Genomic DNA, 17,463 nt, shown 5'->3' with positions numbered 1-17,463 from the left:
CCCGGCCTCTCTACCGGACCACCTTGCAATCTTGAAGAACCTATGTCTTTTGGTGCCACGATGCAACGCTGCATCCGGCGTGTATCCGTTCTCCACGATTGTGGATGACGAACTGACGAGGAGCTTGCAAGTGGCGATAAACAAAATCGACGAAACCATTATCCTTATCCCGGCGCGCATGACCTCGACCCGTCTGCCGGGCAAGCCGCTCGCCGATATCGACGGCAAGCCGATGATCATTCATGTTGCCGATCGTGCCCGCGAATCCGGCATGGGCCGGGTCGTCGTCGCCGTCGATGACGTTGATGTCTATGAAGCAGTGGAAAACGCCGGCTACGAGGTCGTGATGACCGGACACCAGCACCAGTCAGGGTCCGACCGGATTTTCGAAGCGCTGAAAAAAATCGACCCGGACAAGACCGTGAAGACCGTCATCAATGTGCAGGGCGACCTGCCGACGCTCGATCCGGCAACGATCCAGGCGTCACTCAGACCTCTGGAAAACCCGGATGTCGATATCGCCACACTGGCCGTCGAGATCACCGACGAATACGAAAAGACCGCCTCGCAGGTGGTCAAGGTCGTCGGCGCGCCGATAGGTGCCTACAGGCTGCGCGCGCTTTACTTTACCCGCGCCACCGCCCCGTGGGGCGAGGGCCCGCTCTATCACCATATCGGGCTTTACACCTATCGCCGCGCCGCGCTTGAACGTTTCGTCTCGCTGCCGCGCTCGTTTCTCGAGGAACGTGAAAAACTCGAACAGCTTCGGGCGCTGGAACACGGCATGCGCATCGATGTCGAGATCGTCAAAAGCGAACCGCTTGGCGTCGATACCCCGGAAGACCTCGAGAAGGCGCGCCGGATACTGGAAGGTAAAGAGGTCCAGTCATGATCATGAAGACCAACCGCATTTCGTTTCAGGGCGAATTCGGCGCCAATTCCGACATGGCCTGCCGCGACTTCTACCCTGACATGGAACCGCTTCCCTGCAAGACATTCGAGGATGCGTTTCTGGCGGTTGAAAACGGCGATGCCGATCTGGCGATGATCCCGATCGAGAACACGCTGGCCGGTCGCGTTGCCGATATTCATTACCAGCTGCCCGATTCCCGGCTTTCGATCGTCGGCGAATATTTCATGCCGATCCGGTTTCAGCTGATGGCCCTGCCGGGTGTTTCGCTTGACGAGATCAAGACCGTCCACAGCCATATCCACGCACTCGGCCAGTGCCGCAAGATCATCCGCCGCAACGGATGGAACCCGGTAATTGCAGGCGACACGGCCGGCGCTGCCATGCTGGTGAAGGAAAAGAACGACCGCACCATGGCGGCCCTTGCGCCCCGTCTGGCGGCCTCGCTTTACGGGCTGGATATCCTGGCGGAAAACGTCGAGGATTCCGACAGCAACATCACCCGTTTCGTCATCCTCTCCGACAAGGAGACGCGTGCGAAACAGAACGGTCCGGACACGGCGATCGTCACCACTTTCGTCTTTAATGTGCGCAATATTCCTGCAGCGCTCTATAAGGCCATGGGCGGTTTCGCCACCAACGGCGTCAACATGACCAAGCTCGAAAGCTACCAGATCGGCGGCAAGTTCGTCGCTACCCAGTTTTACGCCGATATCGAGGGCCACCCCGACGATCCGGCCGTGGCGCGCGCGCTGGAGGAACTGGCGTTCTTTTCCGAAAAAGTGCGCATTCTGGGCGTTTACGAAGGTCATCCCATGCGCCGGCAGTTGCAACTGATGCTGGAAGAGTGAGCGTACCGCTCCGGGAGAACGGCCGCCGGTATTTTTCCGGAAATTGAAGCCTCATCTTTCAAAACGCATTGATGATGCCCCTGCCGGGGCATAAACGCGTCAAAGGGCGAAAATGCATGCAATCCCCTCCCAACCGCGTGCCATGCCTGAAGGAATGAGAAAACATCATGCACAACAAGAATAAACTTGTGGTCGTCGGCGTCGGACATGTCGGCTCCTACGTTCTGGCCGATGCCATGAAGACCGGCCTTTTTGCCGAAATCGGCCTGATCGACATTCTCGAGAACGTGGCCTATGGCGAAGCACTCGATCAGGCACAGGCAACCGCGCTGACCTATATGAACAATGTCGACGTCTGCTCCGGCGGCTACGAGCAGTGCGCCGATGCCGATGTGATCGTCATCGCTGCCGGCCCGAGCGTCATTCCCGATCCCGACAACCCGAAGGCCGAGCCCGACCGCACCCTGCTGACCAGGACCAATTGCGAAGTCATCCGCGACGTCATGGCCGGGATCACCAAATACACCACAGACGCCATCGTCATCCTGATCACCAATCCTCTGGATACCATGGTCTATATCGCCGAAAACGAATTCGGCTATCCGAAGGGCCGCATTTTCGGCACCGGGACCATGCTCGATTCCGCCCGTCTCAGAAAGCTGATCGCCGACACCTATGATGTCGATCCCAAGTCGGTTTCCGGCTACATGATGGGCGAACACGGCAGCACCGCCTTTCCGGTGTTAAGCCATGTCACCGTCGGCGGCATTCCCTTTGCCGAACTCGACAATTATCTCGCCGCGAAGGACGATATCCGCGACCCGGATACGGTAAAGGCGCGCATTGTCAGCGCGGCCTATGAGGTGCTGAACGGCAAGGGCTGGACCAATGCCGGCGTCGCGCAAGCAGCAGTTACCATGGCAAGGGCCGTCCTGCTGGACGAACGCAGCATCTATCCGGCCTCGACCACTCTGCGCGGCGAATATGGCTTTGACGGTGATGTCGCGCTCAGCATGCCCTGCGTTATCGGCCGCGCAGGCATCATCAGGAGATTGCCGGTCAGCCTCGATGGATGGGAAGAGCAGAAGCTTGCCGAAACGGTCGCTTTCATCAAGGCGACCATGCGCGACGCCAGGACCGGCCCCGAAGCCCCTTCAAATGCGGCATGAAAACGCTGCCGGCTGAAAACGCAACCGGCAGCGCTTCATGTGTGATCCCGATACTCTGACGGAAACCGGCGGAAACCGGATTTACTTATCCGGCTCGCAAATGCGGATGCGGTGCCCGTCGGGGTCGGCGATCACGAAAGTCGGCCCGAAAGCCGCGGTGACCAGCGGCTGAAGGATGGTGTAACCATCCGCTCTAGCGCGCTCGAAAAAGGCGGCGACCCCGCCGTCTTCGGAAATCATGATGCCGACTTCCATGGCACCGGGGCCACCTTCTGCTTCCGGTTTCGCCGTCGTTTTGCTCCACAGTCCCAGCATCAGACCGCCGGGCATATGAAAGGCCGTGAAGCCGGGGGAAAGCACATTCGCCCTGGTTCCCAGAAGGCGTTCGTAGAATGCTCCGCTTTTCTCGGTATCCTCGACATAGAGCACGATGAGATTGATGGTCGACACGTTTTTTTCTCCTTGTCCGTGTTTCGATGCAAAGGAGAAATAACCCGCCTGACTGACAGCTTCTGTCAGCATCATGTGTTTGGCAATTGCCGGCGCCATTCGCCGAGAAGCACCGCCCGCCGCCGTGGATAACGCCGTCCGGCCTCGCTCAGGCCCGCGATCCGGTCGGTGCGGAAATGACGGAAATCGCCGCGCATCTCGCACCAGGCGACAACGATGCGCACCCTTTCGAAATAGGCAAGACCGATGGGCCAGATCGTGCGCGCCGTGACCCGGTCGCGTTCATCGCGGTAATCGATCTGAAGAATTTTCTCGTCGCGGATAGCGCTTCTGAGGACTGCGATATCCGCGCTTTCCTCCGCCACCACGCGCGGGCCGACAATCAGCGCCGTTTGATCGACGGCATCGGAAAGCGACTGCGGCAGCACCGCCGCGATCTTCGCCAAAGCCTGGCTTGCGGCCGAGGAAAGTTCCGGGTCGCTCACCTTTTCCACCCAGCGGCTGCCGAGCACCAGCGCCTCGATCTCTTCGTGCGAAAACATCATCGGCGGCAGCAGGAAACCGGGCTTCAGCACATAACCGACACCGGCCTCCCCCTCGATCGCAGCGCCTTGGGCCCTCAGGCTTGCAATATCGCGGTAAAGCGTTCGGAGGCTGACACCGAGTTCGCGGGCAAGCGCATCGCCCGAAACCGGATAGCGCCGGGACCGCAAGGCCTGCAAAAGCGCCAGCAACCGCTCGGAGCGAGACCCTGCCACAGGCTCAGCGCCAGTCGAGGAAGTCGCGCATCAGCCGAAAGGCAATGGCCCCTTCGGGTGGCGCATTGATGCCGCCCTCATGCCGCACTTCGACAATGGCTTTCAGCTCATCGCGGGAAAACCAGCGGCAATCCTCAAGCTCCGCGTCATCACGGCTGATCTCGAAGGTCTCGGCTTTCGCATAACAGGCAAGCATCAGCGAATAGGGCATCGGCCATGGCTGGGAGGCGTGATAGCGCACGGGCCCCACCCTGATTGCCGATTCTTCCAGCGTTTCGCGGCGCACGGCATCTTCCACGGTTTCGCCCGGCTCCAGAAAGCCTGCCAGACAGGAATAGCGCCCTTCCGGAAAGTTCGGATTGCGGCCCAGCAACACACGGTCGCCCGCCTCGTCGACGATGAGCATGATCACCACCGGATCGGTGCGCGGAAACATCATGTGGCCACAGGCCGTGCATTGCCGGCGAAAACCGCCGGCTGCCCCTTCGGCCTTTTCGCCGCAACGCCCGCAGAAACGATGGTTGCGCGCCCAGACATTGATGCTGGTGGCAAGCGCGAATGCGCCCTGCGTCTCTTCGTCAAAAAGCCCCTCGGAATAAATGGCCCTGGCACTGGTTGCCTTCAGATATGATGGCAGGGTGTCCGGATCGAGCCCGAGTTCGATCGAAATCAGCGGAAGGCCGTTGGCATCATGACCGAGAAGAACGGCGCTTTCGCGATCCGGCGAAAGTTCGAGAATTTCATAGCGGGCGAAATAGGGATCGAGCACCTGGCGCTCATGCTTGACCAGCGGTTTTCCGCCGGCAAACGCCAGAAAACGGGCGCCCGGCGTGCGCGCCGCCGTTGTCAGGGCGTCATCGGCACGGTGTTCGGAATCGCGAACGATGCGACAGTTCGCAAAGGCGGTCAGCGCACTCGGGTCGTCGTGAGGGCCGGCCTTTTCAAAAAGAGATGTCATGAGCGGGCCATTCCTTCTGTGATCTTGCATGCCAGTGCAGCCACGTCTTCATCGCTGCGCGGCTCCGCCTTGCCGTAGCCCCAGATCGGCCCCGGCCAGTTGGCATCGCCTTCAAAGCGCGCCACCACATGAACGTGAAGCTGCCGCACCTGATTGCCGATGGCGGCGATATTGATCTTGTCGGCGCCGGTGACCTGTTTCAGCGCCTTGGCGACCTCGTTGGTTTCGAAGGTCAGCATGGTCTGGTCCAGCGGCGCAAGCTCGAACACCTCGCTTACGCCGGCGCGCTGCGGCACGAGCAGCAGCCAGGGCCAGCGACCGTCACGCATCAGCCGGAGCTGCGACAGCCCCAGCGTGGCAATGGCCGCGCTTTCCGTCTCCAAACGTTCATCGAGCATGAAGTCCTGCATGTCGTCCCTTGTTCTGGTCGTCGGCCCCGGACCATTTCCGGTTCACTTTTCCTTAGCAGTTCAGACATGTGTATCAAATGGACGCGGGGCAACAACCGCAAAAGCACATCCCGGCCTGCCATTCGCTTGCCGGCGGATATTTTTTCCGCGTTCTGCTTGCATTCAAAACGCAAATTGACGATATGTGTGGCCGGGAGGCTGGTGATGGACGTGCCCCTCGCCAACCGGGTCAGGTCCGGAAGGAAGCAGCCCCAACGAGTTGTGCACGGGTCATCGTGCCGGTCTCCCACCTTTGTTTTTCCCGGTCCTGTCGGAGACGCGCCCCATGAGTATCGACAGCGTTCGCGCTCATCTGAGCGAGGCTGCCCCCGAAATCACCATCATCGAGACGGAGGCCAGCAGCGCCACTGTGGAAGAAGCCGCAGTCGCTCACGGCGTCAAGCCCGCGCAGATTGCCAAGACGCTTTCGTTTTCCGTCAAGGACGACCGCTTTCTTCTGGTTGCCCGCGGCGATGCCCGCATCGACAACAAGAAGGCCAAGGCGGCTTTCGGCGGCAAGGTCCGCATGCTGTCGCTGGAAGACGTGGAAACCATCACCGGCCATCCCGTCGGCGGCGTCTGCCCCTTTGGCCTTGCACAGCCGATCACGGTTTACTGCGATGTCAGCCTGCAGGCTTTCGATGAAGTCTATCCGGCTGCCGGCGCGCGCAATGCCGCAATCCGGATCACCCCGGAGCGGATTGCCGAAATCACCGGCGCCGACTGGGTCGATGTCTGTCAGGACCCTGCAGCGTAATGTGAAGTGGCGGCGGAGCGCAAAATTCCTGTGCATTTTGCCGGAAGCTCTGTCAAACTGCCGCCGCGTCCGTGACACTGACGCCAGGAGGCAGCTATTCTCGCCACCTTCCGGTCATTGAAGCAGACCGGGCAACAACCGATATGAGTGGCAATGGCCGACGACGACGCATCCGATATTGAACCGAAGAAGGACGCTGCCGGCGACAGCGGCTACCGCGTTCTGGCGCGCAAATACCGTCCGAACGACTTCACCGACCTGATGGTCGGTCAGGAGCCGATGGTGCGGACGCTGACCAACGCGTTCGAGACCGGCCGGATCGCACAGGCCTATATGCTGACAGGCGTACGCGGGGTCGGAAAGACCACGACGGCGCGCATTCTGGCGCGCGGCCTCAATTACAAGACGGCCACGGTGGACAAGCCGACGATCGACCTGAAGGAGATCGGCGAGCACTGCCAGGCGATCATGGACGGCCGCCATGTCGACGTGATCGAGATGGACGCCGCCTCCCATACCGGCATCGACGATATTCGCGAGATCATCGATCAGGTGCGCTACCGGCCCTCGACGGCGCGCTACAAGGTCTACATCATCGACGAAGTGCACATGCTCTCCACCCAGGCCTTCAACGGCCTGCTGAAGACGCTGGAAGAGCCGCCGGAGCATGTGAAATTCATCTTCGCCACCACCGAAATTCGGAAAGTTCCGATCACCGTCCTGTCGCGTTGTCAGCGCTTTGACCTGCGCCGCATTCCCGCGGCCGATCTGGTCCGGCTTTATTCCACGATCGCCGCCCGGGAAGGCGTCGAGATCGAGGACAAGGCCCTGTCGATGATCGCGCGCGCGGCGGAAGGCTCCGCCCGTGACGGCCTTTCCCTGCTCGATCAGGCGATATCGCATGGCAATGGCCGTGTCGAAGCGGCCATCGTGCGCACCATGCTCGGCCTTGCCGACCGCGCCCGGATCGTCGATCTGTTCGGCCATGTCGTCAGCGGCGATGTGAAGGCGGCGCTGCAGGAATTTTATGCGCAATATGAATCCGGCGCCAATCCGGTGGTCGTGCTCAATGACCTTGCCGATTTCACCCATCTGGTAACGCGCCTGAAATATGTCCCCGAAGGGACCGAAGATGTCTCGCTGAGCGAGGTCGAGCGGGCACGCGGTCAGGAATTTGCCGACGCGGTGGCCGTTTCCGCCTTGTCGCGAATCTGGCAGATGCTGCTCAAGGGCATTCCCGAAACGGAAAACGCCGCCCGCCCCTATGGCGCGGCCGAAATGGTGCTGATCCGGCTGGCGCATGCCGCCCGTCTGCCATCGCCGGAAGATGCCGCCAGACGTCTGCTCGCGCTGGAAAGCGGCGAGGAACAAAGCCCGCCATCGCCCCCCTCCCCGTCGTCGGCCCCGCAAGGCGGCGGCACATCGGCACGGGCCGTATCGGCAACAACGACAGGCGCACAGCCATCCGGCAGGCCCTCGGCGACCGTGACCATGCTGCGTCCGCAGGCCTCGGAAACACCGCAGCCGGAACCCGAGCAGGCCGTCGTCCCGGCCGAAGAGGAACCGCAGCGCGCGCCGGAACCGGCCGCAGAGCCGGAATCGGAACCGGCCGCCGCCGTGGCGTCTGAAGCGGCGAGAACATCGGCTATCAAGTCGCTGCAGGACATTACCGACCTTTGTTCCAAACACCGCATGCCGCTGCTTCGCGCGCAGATCCGCAATTTCGTCCGCCTCGTACGGCTTGAGCCGGGACGGATCGAGGTCAATCTGGAAGACGGCGCCTCGCAGACCTTCCTGAACGAACTTGGCACCAAACTGCGGGAATGGACCGGCGAGAGCTGGTTCGTCAGCCTTAGCCGCGAACCGGGCGCGCCGACGCTGGTCGAAGCGGAAACGGCGGCCCGCGAAAAACTGTTCCGGGATGCCCGTGAAGACCCCGAAGTGGCTTCGATCCTGAAGTCCTTCCCCGGCGCCAAGATCACCGATGTGCGGGTGCGGGCGGAAGAGGCGGAGACGACGGAAGACGGCGCCGACGGCATGCCCGATGCAGCCGTCAACGAAGATGGCGACGTGCTTCCCGAAGACGATCTCGACGAGTGACACCAAACCCTTTGATTTCGAACAGGACATGAGGAGAATTGCATGCGCGACCTGATGGGCATGATGGGCAAGATGAAGGAAATGCAGGCCAAGATGGAGCAGTTGCAGCAGGACATTGCTGCAGTGGAAGTCGATGGCGTTTCCGGCGGCGGCATGGTCAATGTGAAAATGACCGGCAAGGGCGAGATGATCTCCATCAAGATCGATCCCACGCTGCTGTCCGAAGACGACGCCGAAATGCTCGAAGATCTGATCGTCGCCGCCCACCGCGACGCCAAGGACCGCGCCGAGCAGAAGGCCGAGGAAATGACCAAGGAAATCACCGCCGGCCTGCCGATCCCGCCCGGCATGAAACTGCCGTTCTAGACTTGCGGCCATGACCCTCGGCGCGCTCGCCCTTTTCGCCGTCACGCTGTTTGTGGCCGCCGGTTCGCCGGGACCGAGCGTGGCAGCCCTCGTCGCCCGCGTTCTTGCGCGCGGACATCGCGATGTGCTGCCGTTTCTGGCGGCGATGTGGCTGGGCGAGGCGCTGTGGCTGACGCTTGCCGTCTTCGGGCTGGTGGCTGTAGCATCGGCCTTCCACGACGTCTTCATCGCCATCAAATGGGCAGGCGTGGCCTATCTCGTCTGGCTGGCCTGGAAAATGTGGTTTTCCGAGCCGGCCGCCGATGGCGAGGCACTGCCGGACGCCGGCTCCGGCTGGAAGATGTTCCTGACCGGCATGAGCGTTACGCTCGGCAATCCGAAGATCATGATGTTCTACGTCGCGCTGCTGCCGACGATCATCGATCTCGGCAGTGTCACGCTTCTCGGCTGGATCGAACTGACGGCCACGCTTCTGACCGTGCTGGCGATCGTCGATCTTTCCTGGGTATTCATGGCGGCAAAGACACGACGCCTTCTGAAAAGCCCGCGCGCAATGAAAATCGCCAACCGCATCTCCGCCGGCATGATCGGCAGCGCTGCGGCCGCGATTGCGACGCGATAGTGTTTCCAATCCGCTCACCGATACGCTAAAGCGCCCTCATGGCAAAACGAGTCACCGGTCCCGAAATCGAAAAACTGATCCAGCTTCTGGCCAAGGTGCCGGGGCTTGGGCCACGTTCGGCGCGGCGGGCGGCGCTGCACCTGATCAAGAAGCGCGACCAGTTGATGGGGCCGCTTTCGGGCGCGCTGCAGGAGGCTTATGACAAGGTGAAGGTCTGTTCGGTCTGCGGCAATGTCGATACCGCCGATCCCTGCACCATCTGCACCGACCCGACGCGCGACCAGAGCCTGGTCATCGTCGTGGAAGATGTCGGCGATTTGTGGGCGCTGGAACGCGCGGCGGCGCTCAATGCCGCCTATCACGTGCTCGGCGGCACGCTCTCGCCGCTTGACGGCATCGGGCCGGATGACCTGACGATTGCCGCCCTTGTCGACCGGGTGAAAGCGGGCGAGGTCAAGGAACTGATCATCGCCGTCAACGCCACGGTCGAGGGCCAGGCGACCGCCCATTATATTACCGACCAGCTCGAGGGCATGGATATCAAGGTGACGCGGCTGGCCCATGGGGTACCGGTCGGCGGCGAACTCGATTATCTTGACGAGGGCACGCTGGTGGCAGCGCTCAGGTCGCGCACCAATATCTGACGACGCCTGCCACTGCAGACGCGCCCGGGAGGAGAGAACAATGGACATGTTCACCGGCGGCTGCCTGTGCGGCAAGGTTCGCTTCAGGGCGCAGGGAAAACCGGAACGGGTCGGCCTCTGCCACTGCCTGGACTGCCGCAAATTCCACGGCGCGCTTTTCCACGCATCCGCGATCTTCACCAGCGATGCCGTGCATATCGATGGCGAAACCCACGCCTATCAGGACCGGCATTTCTGCCCGCATTGCGGCTCCTCGGTTTTCTCCTGTTCCGATGGCGAAACCGAGGTCAATCTCGGCGCGCTCGATGCGCCGGACCAGCTCGCGCCCACTTACGAATTATGGACGGTGCGGCGGGAAAGCTGGCTGCCGCCCTTCCCGCTTGAGCAGCATTATCGGCACAATCGATATGACAGCGATGCGGAAGACTGATCTGCGTCGTACCGGCGTTCAGCCGAGTTGATCGAAAATCCGCAACAGGCTTTGATCCCGTGTCCAGTGGAAGGCGTGCCAACCAGCCTCACGCGCGGCGGTGACATTGGTTTTGGAATCATCCACCAGCACATGCCGATCCAGCGCGTCGCCGGTCCGGCGGGCGGCCGCATTGAAGAAGGGACGCTCCGGCTTTTTGGTGCCGAGCGCTGCAGAATAGATAATCCCCTCGACATGGTCGCCGAGCCCCATTGTCTCCATCAGATAGCGTGCCCGCATGTGTTCCTGATTGGTGGTCAGCCATACGGCAACGCCGTTGCTTCTGAGCGTGCTGACATCGGCAAGCACGGCGTCATCAATGGTGCTGTCGCGGGAAAACCAGTAGTCGATAAAGGTCTCGGGTCTCACATCGGGTGACAATGTCGGCAGGCATTCCTCCAGCACCGGCATCAGGGCCTTCTTGCCGACAATGACGTCCGGCCATTGCTGCGCAAAAAACTCTTCGGCAAGCCGCTGCGGGTCGATGCCGAGATCCTGTTCGATGTCAGTGGCCCACGATCCGGCGTGAGCGGAATGCACCAGCACCCCATCCACATCAAGCATCAGCGTCGGCTTCATCGCATCCTCCTCGGCATAATTTCCGCATGGCAGCTGTGTCACGGCAATGGTCAAAAGCGCAAGGCCCGCCCGGACGCCAGATGTTCGCTTCGTTGAAATTGCCGCTTCCGCATGGAAAAAAGATTGACCGGATCATTATATCCATTATTCTGGATATATGGATAACACTGAAACAATCGCCGTTCTCGCCGCCCTCGCCCAACCCACCCGGCTTCAGGCCTTCCGCACGCTCGTTGCAGCGGAGCCGGAAGGGATAGCCGCCGGTGAACTCGCGCGCCGGCTCGAGATACCGCAGAACACCATGTCGGCTCATCTCAACACGTTGACCCATGCCGGCATCGTCATCGGGGAGAGACAGGGGCGCTCTATCATCTACCGCGCGGATCTCGGAAGACTGCGCGCGGCCATGGTTTTTCTGCTGCGCGACTGCTGCGGAGGCAATCCCGACCTGTGCGCCCCGCTGATCGAAGACCTTGCACCCTGTTGCGGTGCGCAAATTGCCGAAAAGGCAGACTGACATGTCCACATTCGAACGTTATCTGACCCTGTGGGTCGCGCTGTGCATTGTTGTCGGCATCGCGCTTGGCCATTTTTTCCCGGCCGTTTTCGTGGCGATCGGCGCGCTCGAGATCGCGCGCGTCAATCTGCCCGTCGCGGTGCTGATCTGGCTGATGATCATCCCGATGCTGCTGAAGATCGATTTCTCCGCGCTTGCCCAGGTCGGGCGCCACTGGCGCGGCATCTCCGTCACGCTGTTCGTCAACTGGGCGGTCAAGCCGTTTTCGATGGCGCTGCTCGGCTGGCTGTTCATCGGCTGGCTGTTCCGCCCGCTGCTGCCGGCAGAGCAGATCGACAGCTATATCGCCGGGCTGATCATTCTGGCCGCGGCCCCCTGCACCGCCATGGTGTTCGTCTGGTCGAACCTGACGAAGGGCGAGCCGCATTTCACGCTTTCCCAGGTGGCGCTGAATGACGCAATCATGATCGTCGCCTTCGCCCCGATCGTGGCCCTGCTGCTCGGGCTTTCCGCCATCACTGTGCCGTGGTCGACGCTGGTGCTGTCGGTGGCGCTTTACATCGTCATTCCGGTGATCATCTCGCAGGTGATCCGCAAGAGCCTGATCAGGGACGGTTCGACGGCAAGGCTCGATGCGCTGCTGGCAAGGATCCAGCCGGCCTCGCTTGTGGCGCTTCTGGCCACGCTGGTGTTGCTGTTTTCCTTTCAGGGCGAACAGATCCTGGCGCAGCCGATGATCATCGCGCTGCTGGCGGTGCCGATCCTGATCCAGGTCTATTTCAACTCCGGCCTGGCCTATATCCTCAACCGGGCATCGGGCGAGGAGCACTGCGTTGCCGGCCCCTCCGCCCTGATCGGCGCATCGAATTTCTTCGAGCTGGCCGTTGCCGCCGCCATTTCGCTCTTCGGCTTCAATTCCGGCGCGGCACTGGCAACGGTGGTCGGCGTGCTGATCGAAGTGCCGGTCATGCTCTCGGTGGTTGCCATCGTCAACCGCAGCAAGGGCTGGTACGAGGCCGGCCCCGCCGTTTCCCGCAACGCCGCTCAGCGTCCCAGAAGCGAATCCAGCGCCTCGTAGCTCGTCGGATTGTCCGGGCACAGCCCGACACCGCATTCGGCAAGCGTGGAAACCCCGTTTCCAAGCGCCATCACCGCGAAAAGGGCAACGGCGAGAATGCCGAGCCCACCGCGGTGGACCCGCTCGGAAACCCGTGCCGGACCGAGCATCAGCATCACGCCCGTGCCGAGCACAACAACGGCAAACAGCACGAAAGCCCAGGTGTAGAAATGCATGCCGAGGAAGGGCGCGCCATAGCCGCCGGTTCCCGGCACGACATGCAACGCGACCTGGCGCAGCGCCGCCGCGCCGCCGGCAACGGCACCCAGAAGCATCAGCCCATAGTGGCGGGCATCAACGCCGAGCAGCACATTAAGCGCCAGCCCGGTGCCGACGATGACGAAACCGGCACGCTGCAACAGGCAGAGCGGGCATGGCAGTTCGCCATTGGCAAACTGGTCATAAAAGGCGAACAGAAGCACGAAGGAAATGGCGAGAAGCGCCAGCACATTCAGAAGATGGGCAATACGGACGGGCATGGATCACCTCAAAGATCGATGTCGAGCACGTCTGTCGCGTGCAGTCTGAACAAAACGAAAAGCACCAGAACGGCGATGACGGTCAAAAGCACCGCAACGCTGCGCTGCCCGCGCCAGGCACTATAAAGCGCGCCCGCGCAAATGAAAAAAGGCAGTGTCATCATGAGAGTTTTCCTCAGCATCAATTCAAAATAAACGCGGCGGATATCGCCGCCGCGTCGTTCAGTTTCGGTATATCCGCCTGTTATTTGGCGTCGGGCCAGGCCGTCTCGTCGGTATCGAGATCCGGAAACTTCTTCGGGTCGAAGATCGGACGCTTGATGCCTGACGCCAGCTGTTTGCGGAAATCGTTGATCAGCCGGAGTGCGACCGGGAACAGCATCATCATGGCCAGCAGGTTGACCACCGCCAGAATGCCCATCATCGGATCGGAGAAGTTGAACACCGCCGTCGCACCGGGCGCCACGGCGCCGATGAACACAATCGCCACGATGACGATGCGCAGGATATGAACGGCACTCGGCGTTTCCGTCATGAAGGCCAGCGCATTCTCGCCAAGGTAATAATTGTAGATGATCGACGAGAACGAGAACAGGAAGATCGCGGCCGTCAGATAATACTGCGCCCATGATCCGACATGAGAAACCATGCTCTGCTGGGTGAGGATGACGCCATCCACATCCGTCTGCCCCGGCTGATAGACGTCACCAAGCAGGATCACGAAAGCCGTGCAGGAGCAGATGATCATGGTATCGATGAACACCGAAAAGCTCTGCGTAATCCCCTGGCTGACGGGATGCCGCACATAGGCGGTGGCGGCGACATTGGGCGCCGACCCCAGCCCGGCCTCATTCGAAAACAGGCCACGCCTCAGACCATTGGCAACCGCAGCACCGACGCCGCCGGCAACCGCTTCACGTAAACCAACGGCATTGGCCACGATCTCCCAGATCACCCCCGGCAAGGCGGTGATGTTCATCAGGATGATCACCAGCGCCATGGCGATATAGCCGAATGCCATGATCGGGATGATGATGTCGGAGGCCTTGGCGATGCGATGGATACCGCCGTAAACAATGAAACCGGTGGCGGCCGCAAGCAGAATGCCTGTCGCATAGCGCGGAATGCCGAGACTGTCAGCCGCCGCCCCGGCAACGGTGTTGCCCTGAAAGGCATTGAAGCCGATGGCGAAGGACGCGATCAGGCAGACAGCATAGATGATCGCCAGCCAGCGATAGTTCTCACCGAGACCGTGAATGATGGCGCGCGCCGGACCGCCGCGATAGTCGCCTTCGGGCGTGGTTCGTTTGAACACCTGCGCCAGGGTTGCCTCAATCAGGCCGGAGCACATGCCGATAAGCGCAATCGCCCACATCCAGAACACCGCGCCCGGGCCACCGGCCGTGATCGCCACCGCGACACCGGCGATATTGCCGCCGCCGACACGACCGCCAACGGAAACAAAAAGCGCCTCGCGGGCGCTGATCTTGCTCGGATCACCATCTTCGTCGCCCCAGAGCACACCGAACATGCGCTTGAAGAAGCGGAACTGGATAAAGCCGCTGGCGACGGTGAAAAACACACCGAACACCACGAGAAAGGGCACAAGCGCCCACCCCCACGTCAAATCGTTGACGTAACTGAAAAGTGAATCGAAGAATTGCAAACCATGTCCCCCTTGTATTCCGCTACGCATGCAGTGACGCCCGTGCAAAAAATCTGCACGATCCCACCTTCCTCGAGCCCCCACCCGGAAACAGGCAAAACATTGGTCTCGTTTTACCTTTATTTACAATAGCGTAGATTCGAACCGGCGTTTCAGCAAGCACTGATAGGCCTGCAAACCCGTTTTTGTGGCTTTACACCAAAAATGGCGCGCCACGTTTCCAAACGTAGCGCGCCATGGAATTTGGCAGGTTTTAACTGGCGCCGGTCAGCGCCAGCCAAGGCCCGGTGCAACATATTTCAGGATCGCCTCGATGACATGGGCATTATAGGCAACGCCCAGCTGGTTCGGCACTGTCAGCAGCAGCGTATCGGCCTCGGCAATCGCCTCATCGGCTTTCAACTGCTCGATCAGCCGGTCGGGTTCCGCCGCATAGGACCGGCCGAAGACGGCACGGGTCTTTTCATCGATATAGCCGATCGTGTCCTGTTCATTGCCGCCGCGGCCGAAATAGGCGCGGTCCATATCGCTGACGATTGCAAAGATCGAACGGGAGATGGAAACGCGCGGCTCGAAGTCATGGCCGGCCTCCTTCCAGGCGGCGCGAAACGCGCGGATCTGGTCGGCCTGCTGCTTGTGCAGCGGCTCTCCTGTTTCGTCGAATTTCAGCGTCGAGCTCTGCAGGTTCATGCCCAGCCGCGCGGCCCATTCGGCCGTGGCATTGGTGGCCGATCCCCACCAGATGCGCTTGCGCAAACCTTCGGAATGCGGCTCGATGCGCAGAAGGCCGGGCGGGTTCGGAAACATCGGACGCGGATTGGGTTGGGCAAAGCCCTTTCCTTCCAGCCTGTCGAGGAAGACTTCCGTATGGCGGCGGGCCATGGCCGCGTCATCTTCGCCTTCTGCCGGCACATGATCGAAATGCCGCCAGCCGTCGATGACCTGTTCGGGCGAGCCACGGGAAATGCCGAGTTGCAGGCGACCGCCGGCGATCAGATCGGCAGCACCGGCATCCTCGACCATATAGGCGGGGTTTTCGTAGCGCATGTCGATCACACCGGTGCCGATTTCGATCTTGCTGGTCTTTGCACCGATGGCGGCAAGCAGCGGAAAGGGCGAGGCCAGCTGGCGGGCGAAATGATGAACACGGAAATAGGCGCCGTCAGCGCCAAGCTCTTCGGCTGCAACGGCAAGGTCGATCGACTGGAGAAGGGCATCGGCGGCCGAGCGGGTGCCCGATTGCGACGACGGCGTCCAGTGGCCAAAGGACAGGAATCCGATGTTTTTCATGGTGGGCATACCTTTTTTAAAGGGTGAACGAGGCACCCGACATGATCAGGGGCGCACCCCGATCTTACGCGGTGTCAGTTGTATCGAAATGTGTATCCGTCAGCGCCACACTTCAATTCCCGCAGCGATGAACACTGTGTTTCCCCGCTCGACCGGAAAACAACAGGCCTGAATGCAAAACGGCCCGCAAAATTGCGGGCCGATGAAAAACAGCAAAACGGTACCCGCCTCAGGCGGTATGCTTTCTTGTTCTTTTCTTTTTCGGCTCGGGCGCAGCCTCGGCGGCTTCACGCTCCAGCCGCAGCCGGCGCAGCCGTTCGGTCTTGCTTTGCAGTTGCGTCGCCTCTTCCGCAATGATCGCTCTTGCCGCACGGTCGGTTATCGAAGCCTTGTCGCTTGCCGACATCCGTCCCGGCTTGAAGAATTCATCTTTGGTTGCGGTCATGCACGGTCTCCTTGATCTGGAGGTATGGCGATCCGGCAGGCAGACCCGTCGCGGGTGCCTTACCGCTTCTTGCGTGCGGGGATCAGCCCTTCACGCTGAAGCTGCTTGCGCTTCAGCTTGCGCAGGCGGCGTACGGCCTCACCTGCTTCACGGTTACGCTTTTCCGAAGGCTTCTCGTAAGAACGACGCGCACGCATCTCACGAAAGATGCCTTCGCGCTGCATTTTCTTCTTCAGGACGCGAAGCGCCTGATCGACATTGTTATCTCTTACCAGTACCTGCAAGAAAACCTCCTTGTTTCAGTTTCGGTTCTTCCGCATTCACCCACCGCGCATGCCCGAAATCAGGCGCGCGAGGGCAAAGCGAAAACAAAAAGGCCGGGACTAACCCGACCTCCTCTGTGTCACTGCCAGTACATCCGTGGTCAGCGACATCGATGACAAATTACGGCGGGCTTGAAATCAGGGAGTTTCCCATCTTGCACAATCCGGTTGCCAGTACATCCGTGGTCAACCGGGAAAGCAAATAATCAAGCCGCCTGAAGGTTGTCGGCCGCGCTCTTTCCAGAGCGATTATCGCGAACGATATCGTAGCTTATCTTCTGTCCGTCATTCAGCGACTGCATTCCAGCGCGCTCCACGGCAGAAATATGCACGAACACATCCGTGCTGCCATCATCGGGCTGAATAAAACCGAAGCCCTTGGTGGCGTTGAACCATTTGACGGTACCGTTATTCATCACGATTTCCTTTTATCGTCATGTTTTCCGCAATACCTCGCGGAATTCGATCGATTTTGAGAGGAAATCAGACGGAGCCAAAGGCTCTCGGACAACGTCGCAAGCAATGGTCGATGACGGTGATATAG

Annotated in this window: 23 protein-coding genes and 1 other RNA gene; 12 read left to right on the top strand and 12 right to left on the bottom strand. The window is 60.7% G+C overall.

Translation table 11 applies throughout. The features are described 5' to 3' along the window. Window positions 1–130 precede the first annotated feature (130 nt). From ABID12_RS11315 to ABID12_RS11305, 3 genes are all read left to right on the top strand, one after another. Window positions 131–892: a 3-deoxy-manno-octulosonate cytidylyltransferase gene (locus ABID12_RS11315; RefSeq protein ID WP_354434276.1), complete on the top strand. Its 762-nt coding sequence runs from the start codon at window positions 131–133 to the stop codon at window positions 890–892. Continuing rightward, window positions 889–1,761: a prephenate dehydratase gene (locus ABID12_RS11310; protein ID WP_106308057.1), complete on the top strand. Its 873-nt coding sequence runs from the start codon at window positions 889–891 to the stop codon at window positions 1,759–1,761. Before ABID12_RS11315 ends, ABID12_RS11310 begins: the two co-directional genes overlap by 4 nt. 167 nt (window positions 1,762–1,928) lie before the next feature. Beyond that, window positions 1,929–2,930: a lactate/malate family dehydrogenase gene (locus ABID12_RS11305; protein ID WP_354434275.1), complete on the top strand. Its 1,002-nt coding sequence runs from the start codon at window positions 1,929–1,931 to the stop codon at window positions 2,928–2,930. Between the two features lie 81 nt (window positions 2,931–3,011). Here the strand turns inward: ABID12_RS11305 and ABID12_RS11300 are convergent, their stop codons facing one another. The 4 genes from ABID12_RS11300 to ABID12_RS11285 form a co-directional block, all read right to left on the bottom strand. Continuing rightward, window positions 3,012–3,380: a VOC family protein gene (locus ABID12_RS11300; RefSeq protein ID WP_354434274.1), complete on the bottom strand. Its 369-nt coding sequence runs from the start codon at window positions 3,378–3,380 to the stop codon at window positions 3,012–3,014. Between the two features lie 71 nt (window positions 3,381–3,451). Beyond that, entirely contained in the window at window positions 3,452–4,138 is a 687-nt protein-coding gene (locus tag ABID12_RS11295; RefSeq protein WP_354434273.1) for a helix-turn-helix transcriptional regulator, read from the bottom strand. A gap of 4 nt (window positions 4,139–4,142) precedes the next feature. Next, complete coding sequence (nudC, locus tag ABID12_RS11290) at window positions 4,143–5,096, bottom strand: NAD(+) diphosphatase (protein ID WP_354434272.1); 954 nt, start codon at window positions 5,094–5,096, stop codon at window positions 4,143–4,145. Further along, entirely contained in the window at window positions 5,093–5,506 is a 414-nt protein-coding gene (locus ABID12_RS11285) for an HIT family protein (protein ID WP_106308071.1), read from the bottom strand. Before ABID12_RS11285 ends, nudC begins: the two co-directional genes overlap by 4 nt. A 193-nt stretch (window positions 5,507–5,699) precedes the next feature. Here ABID12_RS11285 and ffs point away from each other — a divergent pair. From ffs to ABID12_RS11250, 7 genes are all read left to right on the top strand, one after another. Beyond that, an RNA gene (gene ffs / locus ABID12_RS11280) (signal recognition particle sRNA small type) lies at window positions 5,700–5,794 on the top strand. Window positions 5,795–5,831: 37 nt separating this feature from the next. Next, entirely contained in the window at window positions 5,832–6,302 is a 471-nt protein-coding gene (locus ABID12_RS11275) for a YbaK/EbsC family protein (RefSeq protein WP_354434271.1), read from the top strand. Window positions 6,303–6,455: 153 nt separating this feature from the next. Continuing rightward, window positions 6,456–8,402 carry a DNA polymerase III subunit gamma/tau gene (locus tag ABID12_RS11270; protein ID WP_354434270.1) on the top strand — a complete coding sequence of 649 codons (1,947 nt, stop codon included), beginning with the start codon at window positions 6,456–6,458 and terminating at the stop codon, window positions 8,400–8,402. Window positions 8,403–8,444: 42 nt separating this feature from the next. Then, complete coding sequence (locus tag ABID12_RS11265) at window positions 8,445–8,768, top strand: YbaB/EbfC family nucleoid-associated protein (RefSeq protein WP_106308080.1); 324 nt, start codon at window positions 8,445–8,447, stop codon at window positions 8,766–8,768. A 10-nt stretch (window positions 8,769–8,778) separates the two neighbouring features. After that, window positions 8,779–9,390 (top strand): LysE family translocator, encoded by a 612-nt coding sequence (locus ABID12_RS11260; protein WP_106308082.1) that lies wholly within the window; start codon window positions 8,779–8,781, stop codon window positions 9,388–9,390. A gap of 38 nt (window positions 9,391–9,428) precedes the next feature. Further along, the gene (gene recR, locus ABID12_RS11255) at window positions 9,429–10,034 is read left to right on the top strand and encodes a recombination mediator RecR (protein WP_319517760.1); all 606 of its coding nucleotides are present in this window, start codon (window positions 9,429–9,431) and stop codon (window positions 10,032–10,034) included. Between the two features lie 40 nt (window positions 10,035–10,074). After that, window positions 10,075–10,464: a GFA family protein gene (locus tag ABID12_RS11250; RefSeq protein WP_354434269.1), complete on the top strand. Its 390-nt coding sequence runs from the start codon at window positions 10,075–10,077 to the stop codon at window positions 10,462–10,464. Window positions 10,465–10,482: 18 nt separating this feature from the next. On the opposite strand, the gene ABID12_RS11245 is transcribed toward ABID12_RS11250, so the two are convergent. After that, complete coding sequence (locus ABID12_RS11245; protein WP_354434268.1) at window positions 10,483–11,082, bottom strand: HAD-IA family hydrolase; 600 nt, start codon at window positions 11,080–11,082, stop codon at window positions 10,483–10,485. Window positions 11,083–11,239: 157 nt separating this feature from the next. Here ABID12_RS11245 and ABID12_RS11240 point away from each other — a divergent pair, with 157 nt between their 5' ends. After that, window positions 11,240–11,599 (top strand): ArsR/SmtB family transcription factor, encoded by a 360-nt coding sequence (locus tag ABID12_RS11240; protein WP_106308094.1) that lies wholly within the window; start codon window positions 11,240–11,242, stop codon window positions 11,597–11,599. A 1-nt stretch (window position 11,600) separates the two neighbouring features. Continuing rightward, entirely contained in the window at window positions 11,601–12,677 is a 1,077-nt protein-coding gene (arsB, locus tag ABID12_RS11235) for an ACR3 family arsenite efflux transporter (protein WP_354434267.1), read from the top strand. Here the strand turns inward: arsB and ABID12_RS11230 are convergent. The 7 genes from ABID12_RS11230 to ABID12_RS11200 form a co-directional block, all read right to left on the bottom strand. After that, window positions 12,644–13,195, bottom strand: coding sequence for a disulfide bond formation protein B (locus tag ABID12_RS11230; protein WP_354434266.1), 552 nt, complete (start codon window positions 13,193–13,195; stop codon window positions 12,644–12,646). The two genes, arsB and ABID12_RS11230, sit on opposite strands and share 34 nt — an antisense overlap. An 8-nt stretch (window positions 13,196–13,203) precedes the next feature. Continuing rightward, entirely contained in the window at window positions 13,204–13,359 is a 156-nt protein-coding gene (locus ABID12_RS11225) for a DUF5993 family protein (RefSeq protein WP_181190790.1), read from the bottom strand. Between the two features lie 80 nt (window positions 13,360–13,439). Then, entirely contained in the window at window positions 13,440–14,861 is a 1,422-nt protein-coding gene (locus tag ABID12_RS11220) for an alanine/glycine:cation symporter family protein (protein WP_354434265.1), read from the bottom strand. Window positions 14,862–15,128: 267 nt separating this feature from the next. Further along, window positions 15,129–16,151 carry an LLM class flavin-dependent oxidoreductase gene (locus ABID12_RS11215; RefSeq protein ID WP_354434264.1) on the bottom strand — a complete coding sequence of 341 codons (1,023 nt, stop codon included), beginning with the start codon at window positions 16,149–16,151 and terminating at the stop codon, window positions 15,129–15,131. Window positions 16,152–16,380: 229 nt separating this feature from the next. Continuing rightward, the gene (locus ABID12_RS11210) at window positions 16,381–16,596 is read right to left on the bottom strand and encodes a hypothetical protein (protein WP_354434263.1); all 216 of its coding nucleotides are present in this window, start codon (window positions 16,594–16,596) and stop codon (window positions 16,381–16,383) included. 59 nt (window positions 16,597–16,655) lie between these two features. After that, window positions 16,656–16,880 carry a 30S ribosomal protein S21 gene (rpsU, locus tag ABID12_RS11205; RefSeq protein ID WP_106308110.1) on the bottom strand — a complete coding sequence of 75 codons (225 nt, stop codon included), beginning with the start codon at window positions 16,878–16,880 and terminating at the stop codon, window positions 16,656–16,658. Between the two features lie 245 nt (window positions 16,881–17,125). Continuing rightward, window positions 17,126–17,335 (bottom strand): cold-shock protein, encoded by a 210-nt coding sequence (locus tag ABID12_RS11200; RefSeq protein ID WP_354434262.1) that lies wholly within the window; start codon window positions 17,333–17,335, stop codon window positions 17,126–17,128. Window positions 17,336–17,463 lie beyond the last annotated feature (128 nt).

Origin of the sequence: Martelella mangrovi, assembly GCF_040545495.1 — a bacterium.
Classification (GTDB): Bacteria; Pseudomonadota; Alphaproteobacteria; order Rhizobiales; family Rhizobiaceae; genus Martelella; species Martelella mangrovi.
The sequence above is the reverse complement of the archived record's forward strand: the minus strand, read 5'-3'. Positions and strand labels throughout refer to the sequence as shown.

Bases quoted from the DNA above. Each gene is read 5' to 3' on its own strand.
- ABID12_RS11250 (WP_354434269.1), top strand. From the start codon at position 10,075: ATGGACATGTTCACCGGCGGCTGCCTGTGCGGCAAGGTTCGCTTCAGG.
- ABID12_RS11310 (WP_106308057.1), top strand. From the start codon at position 889: ATGATCATGAAGACCAACCGCATTTCGTTTCAGGGCGAATTCGGCGCC.
- arsB (WP_354434267.1), top strand. From the start codon at position 11,601: ATGTCCACATTCGAACGTTATCTGACCCTGTGGGTCGCGCTGTGCATT.
- ABID12_RS11305 (WP_354434275.1), top strand. From the start codon at position 1,929: ATGCACAACAAGAATAAACTTGTGGTCGTCGGCGTCGGACATGTCGGC.
- ABID12_RS11240 (WP_106308094.1), top strand. From the start codon at position 11,240: ATGGATAACACTGAAACAATCGCCGTTCTCGCCGCCCTCGCCCAACCC.
- ABID12_RS11270 (WP_354434270.1), top strand. From the start codon at position 6,456: ATGGCCGACGACGACGCATCCGATATTGAACCGAAGAAGGACGCTGCC.
- ABID12_RS11245 (WP_354434268.1), bottom strand. From the start codon at position 11,082: ATGAAGCCGACGCTGATGCTTGATGTGGATGGGGTGCTGGTGCATTCC.
- ABID12_RS11275 (WP_354434271.1), top strand. From the start codon at position 5,832: ATGAGTATCGACAGCGTTCGCGCTCATCTGAGCGAGGCTGCCCCCGAA.
- ABID12_RS11225 (WP_181190790.1), bottom strand. From the start codon at position 13,359: ATGATGACACTGCCTTTTTTCATTTGCGCGGGCGCGCTTTATAGTGCC.
- ABID12_RS11265 (WP_106308080.1), top strand. From the start codon at position 8,445: ATGCGCGACCTGATGGGCATGATGGGCAAGATGAAGGAAATGCAGGCC.
- ABID12_RS11230 (WP_354434266.1), bottom strand. From the start codon at position 13,195: ATGCCCGTCCGTATTGCCCATCTTCTGAATGTGCTGGCGCTTCTCGCC.
- ABID12_RS11200 (WP_354434262.1), bottom strand. From the start codon at position 17,335: ATGAATAACGGTACCGTCAAATGGTTCAACGCCACCAAGGGCTTCGGT.
- recR (WP_319517760.1), top strand. From the start codon at position 9,429: ATGGCAAAACGAGTCACCGGTCCCGAAATCGAAAAACTGATCCAGCTT.
- ABID12_RS11285 (WP_106308071.1), bottom strand. From the start codon at position 5,506: ATGCAGGACTTCATGCTCGATGAACGTTTGGAGACGGAAAGCGCGGCC.
- ABID12_RS11260 (WP_106308082.1), top strand. From the start codon at position 8,779: ATGACCCTCGGCGCGCTCGCCCTTTTCGCCGTCACGCTGTTTGTGGCC.
- ABID12_RS11210 (WP_354434263.1), bottom strand. From the start codon at position 16,596: ATGACCGCAACCAAAGATGAATTCTTCAAGCCGGGACGGATGTCGGCA.
- nudC (WP_354434272.1), bottom strand. From the start codon at position 5,096: ATGACATCTCTTTTTGAAAAGGCCGGCCCTCACGACGACCCGAGTGCG.
- ABID12_RS11215 (WP_354434264.1), bottom strand. From the start codon at position 16,151: ATGAAAAACATCGGATTCCTGTCCTTTGGCCACTGGACGCCGTCGTCG.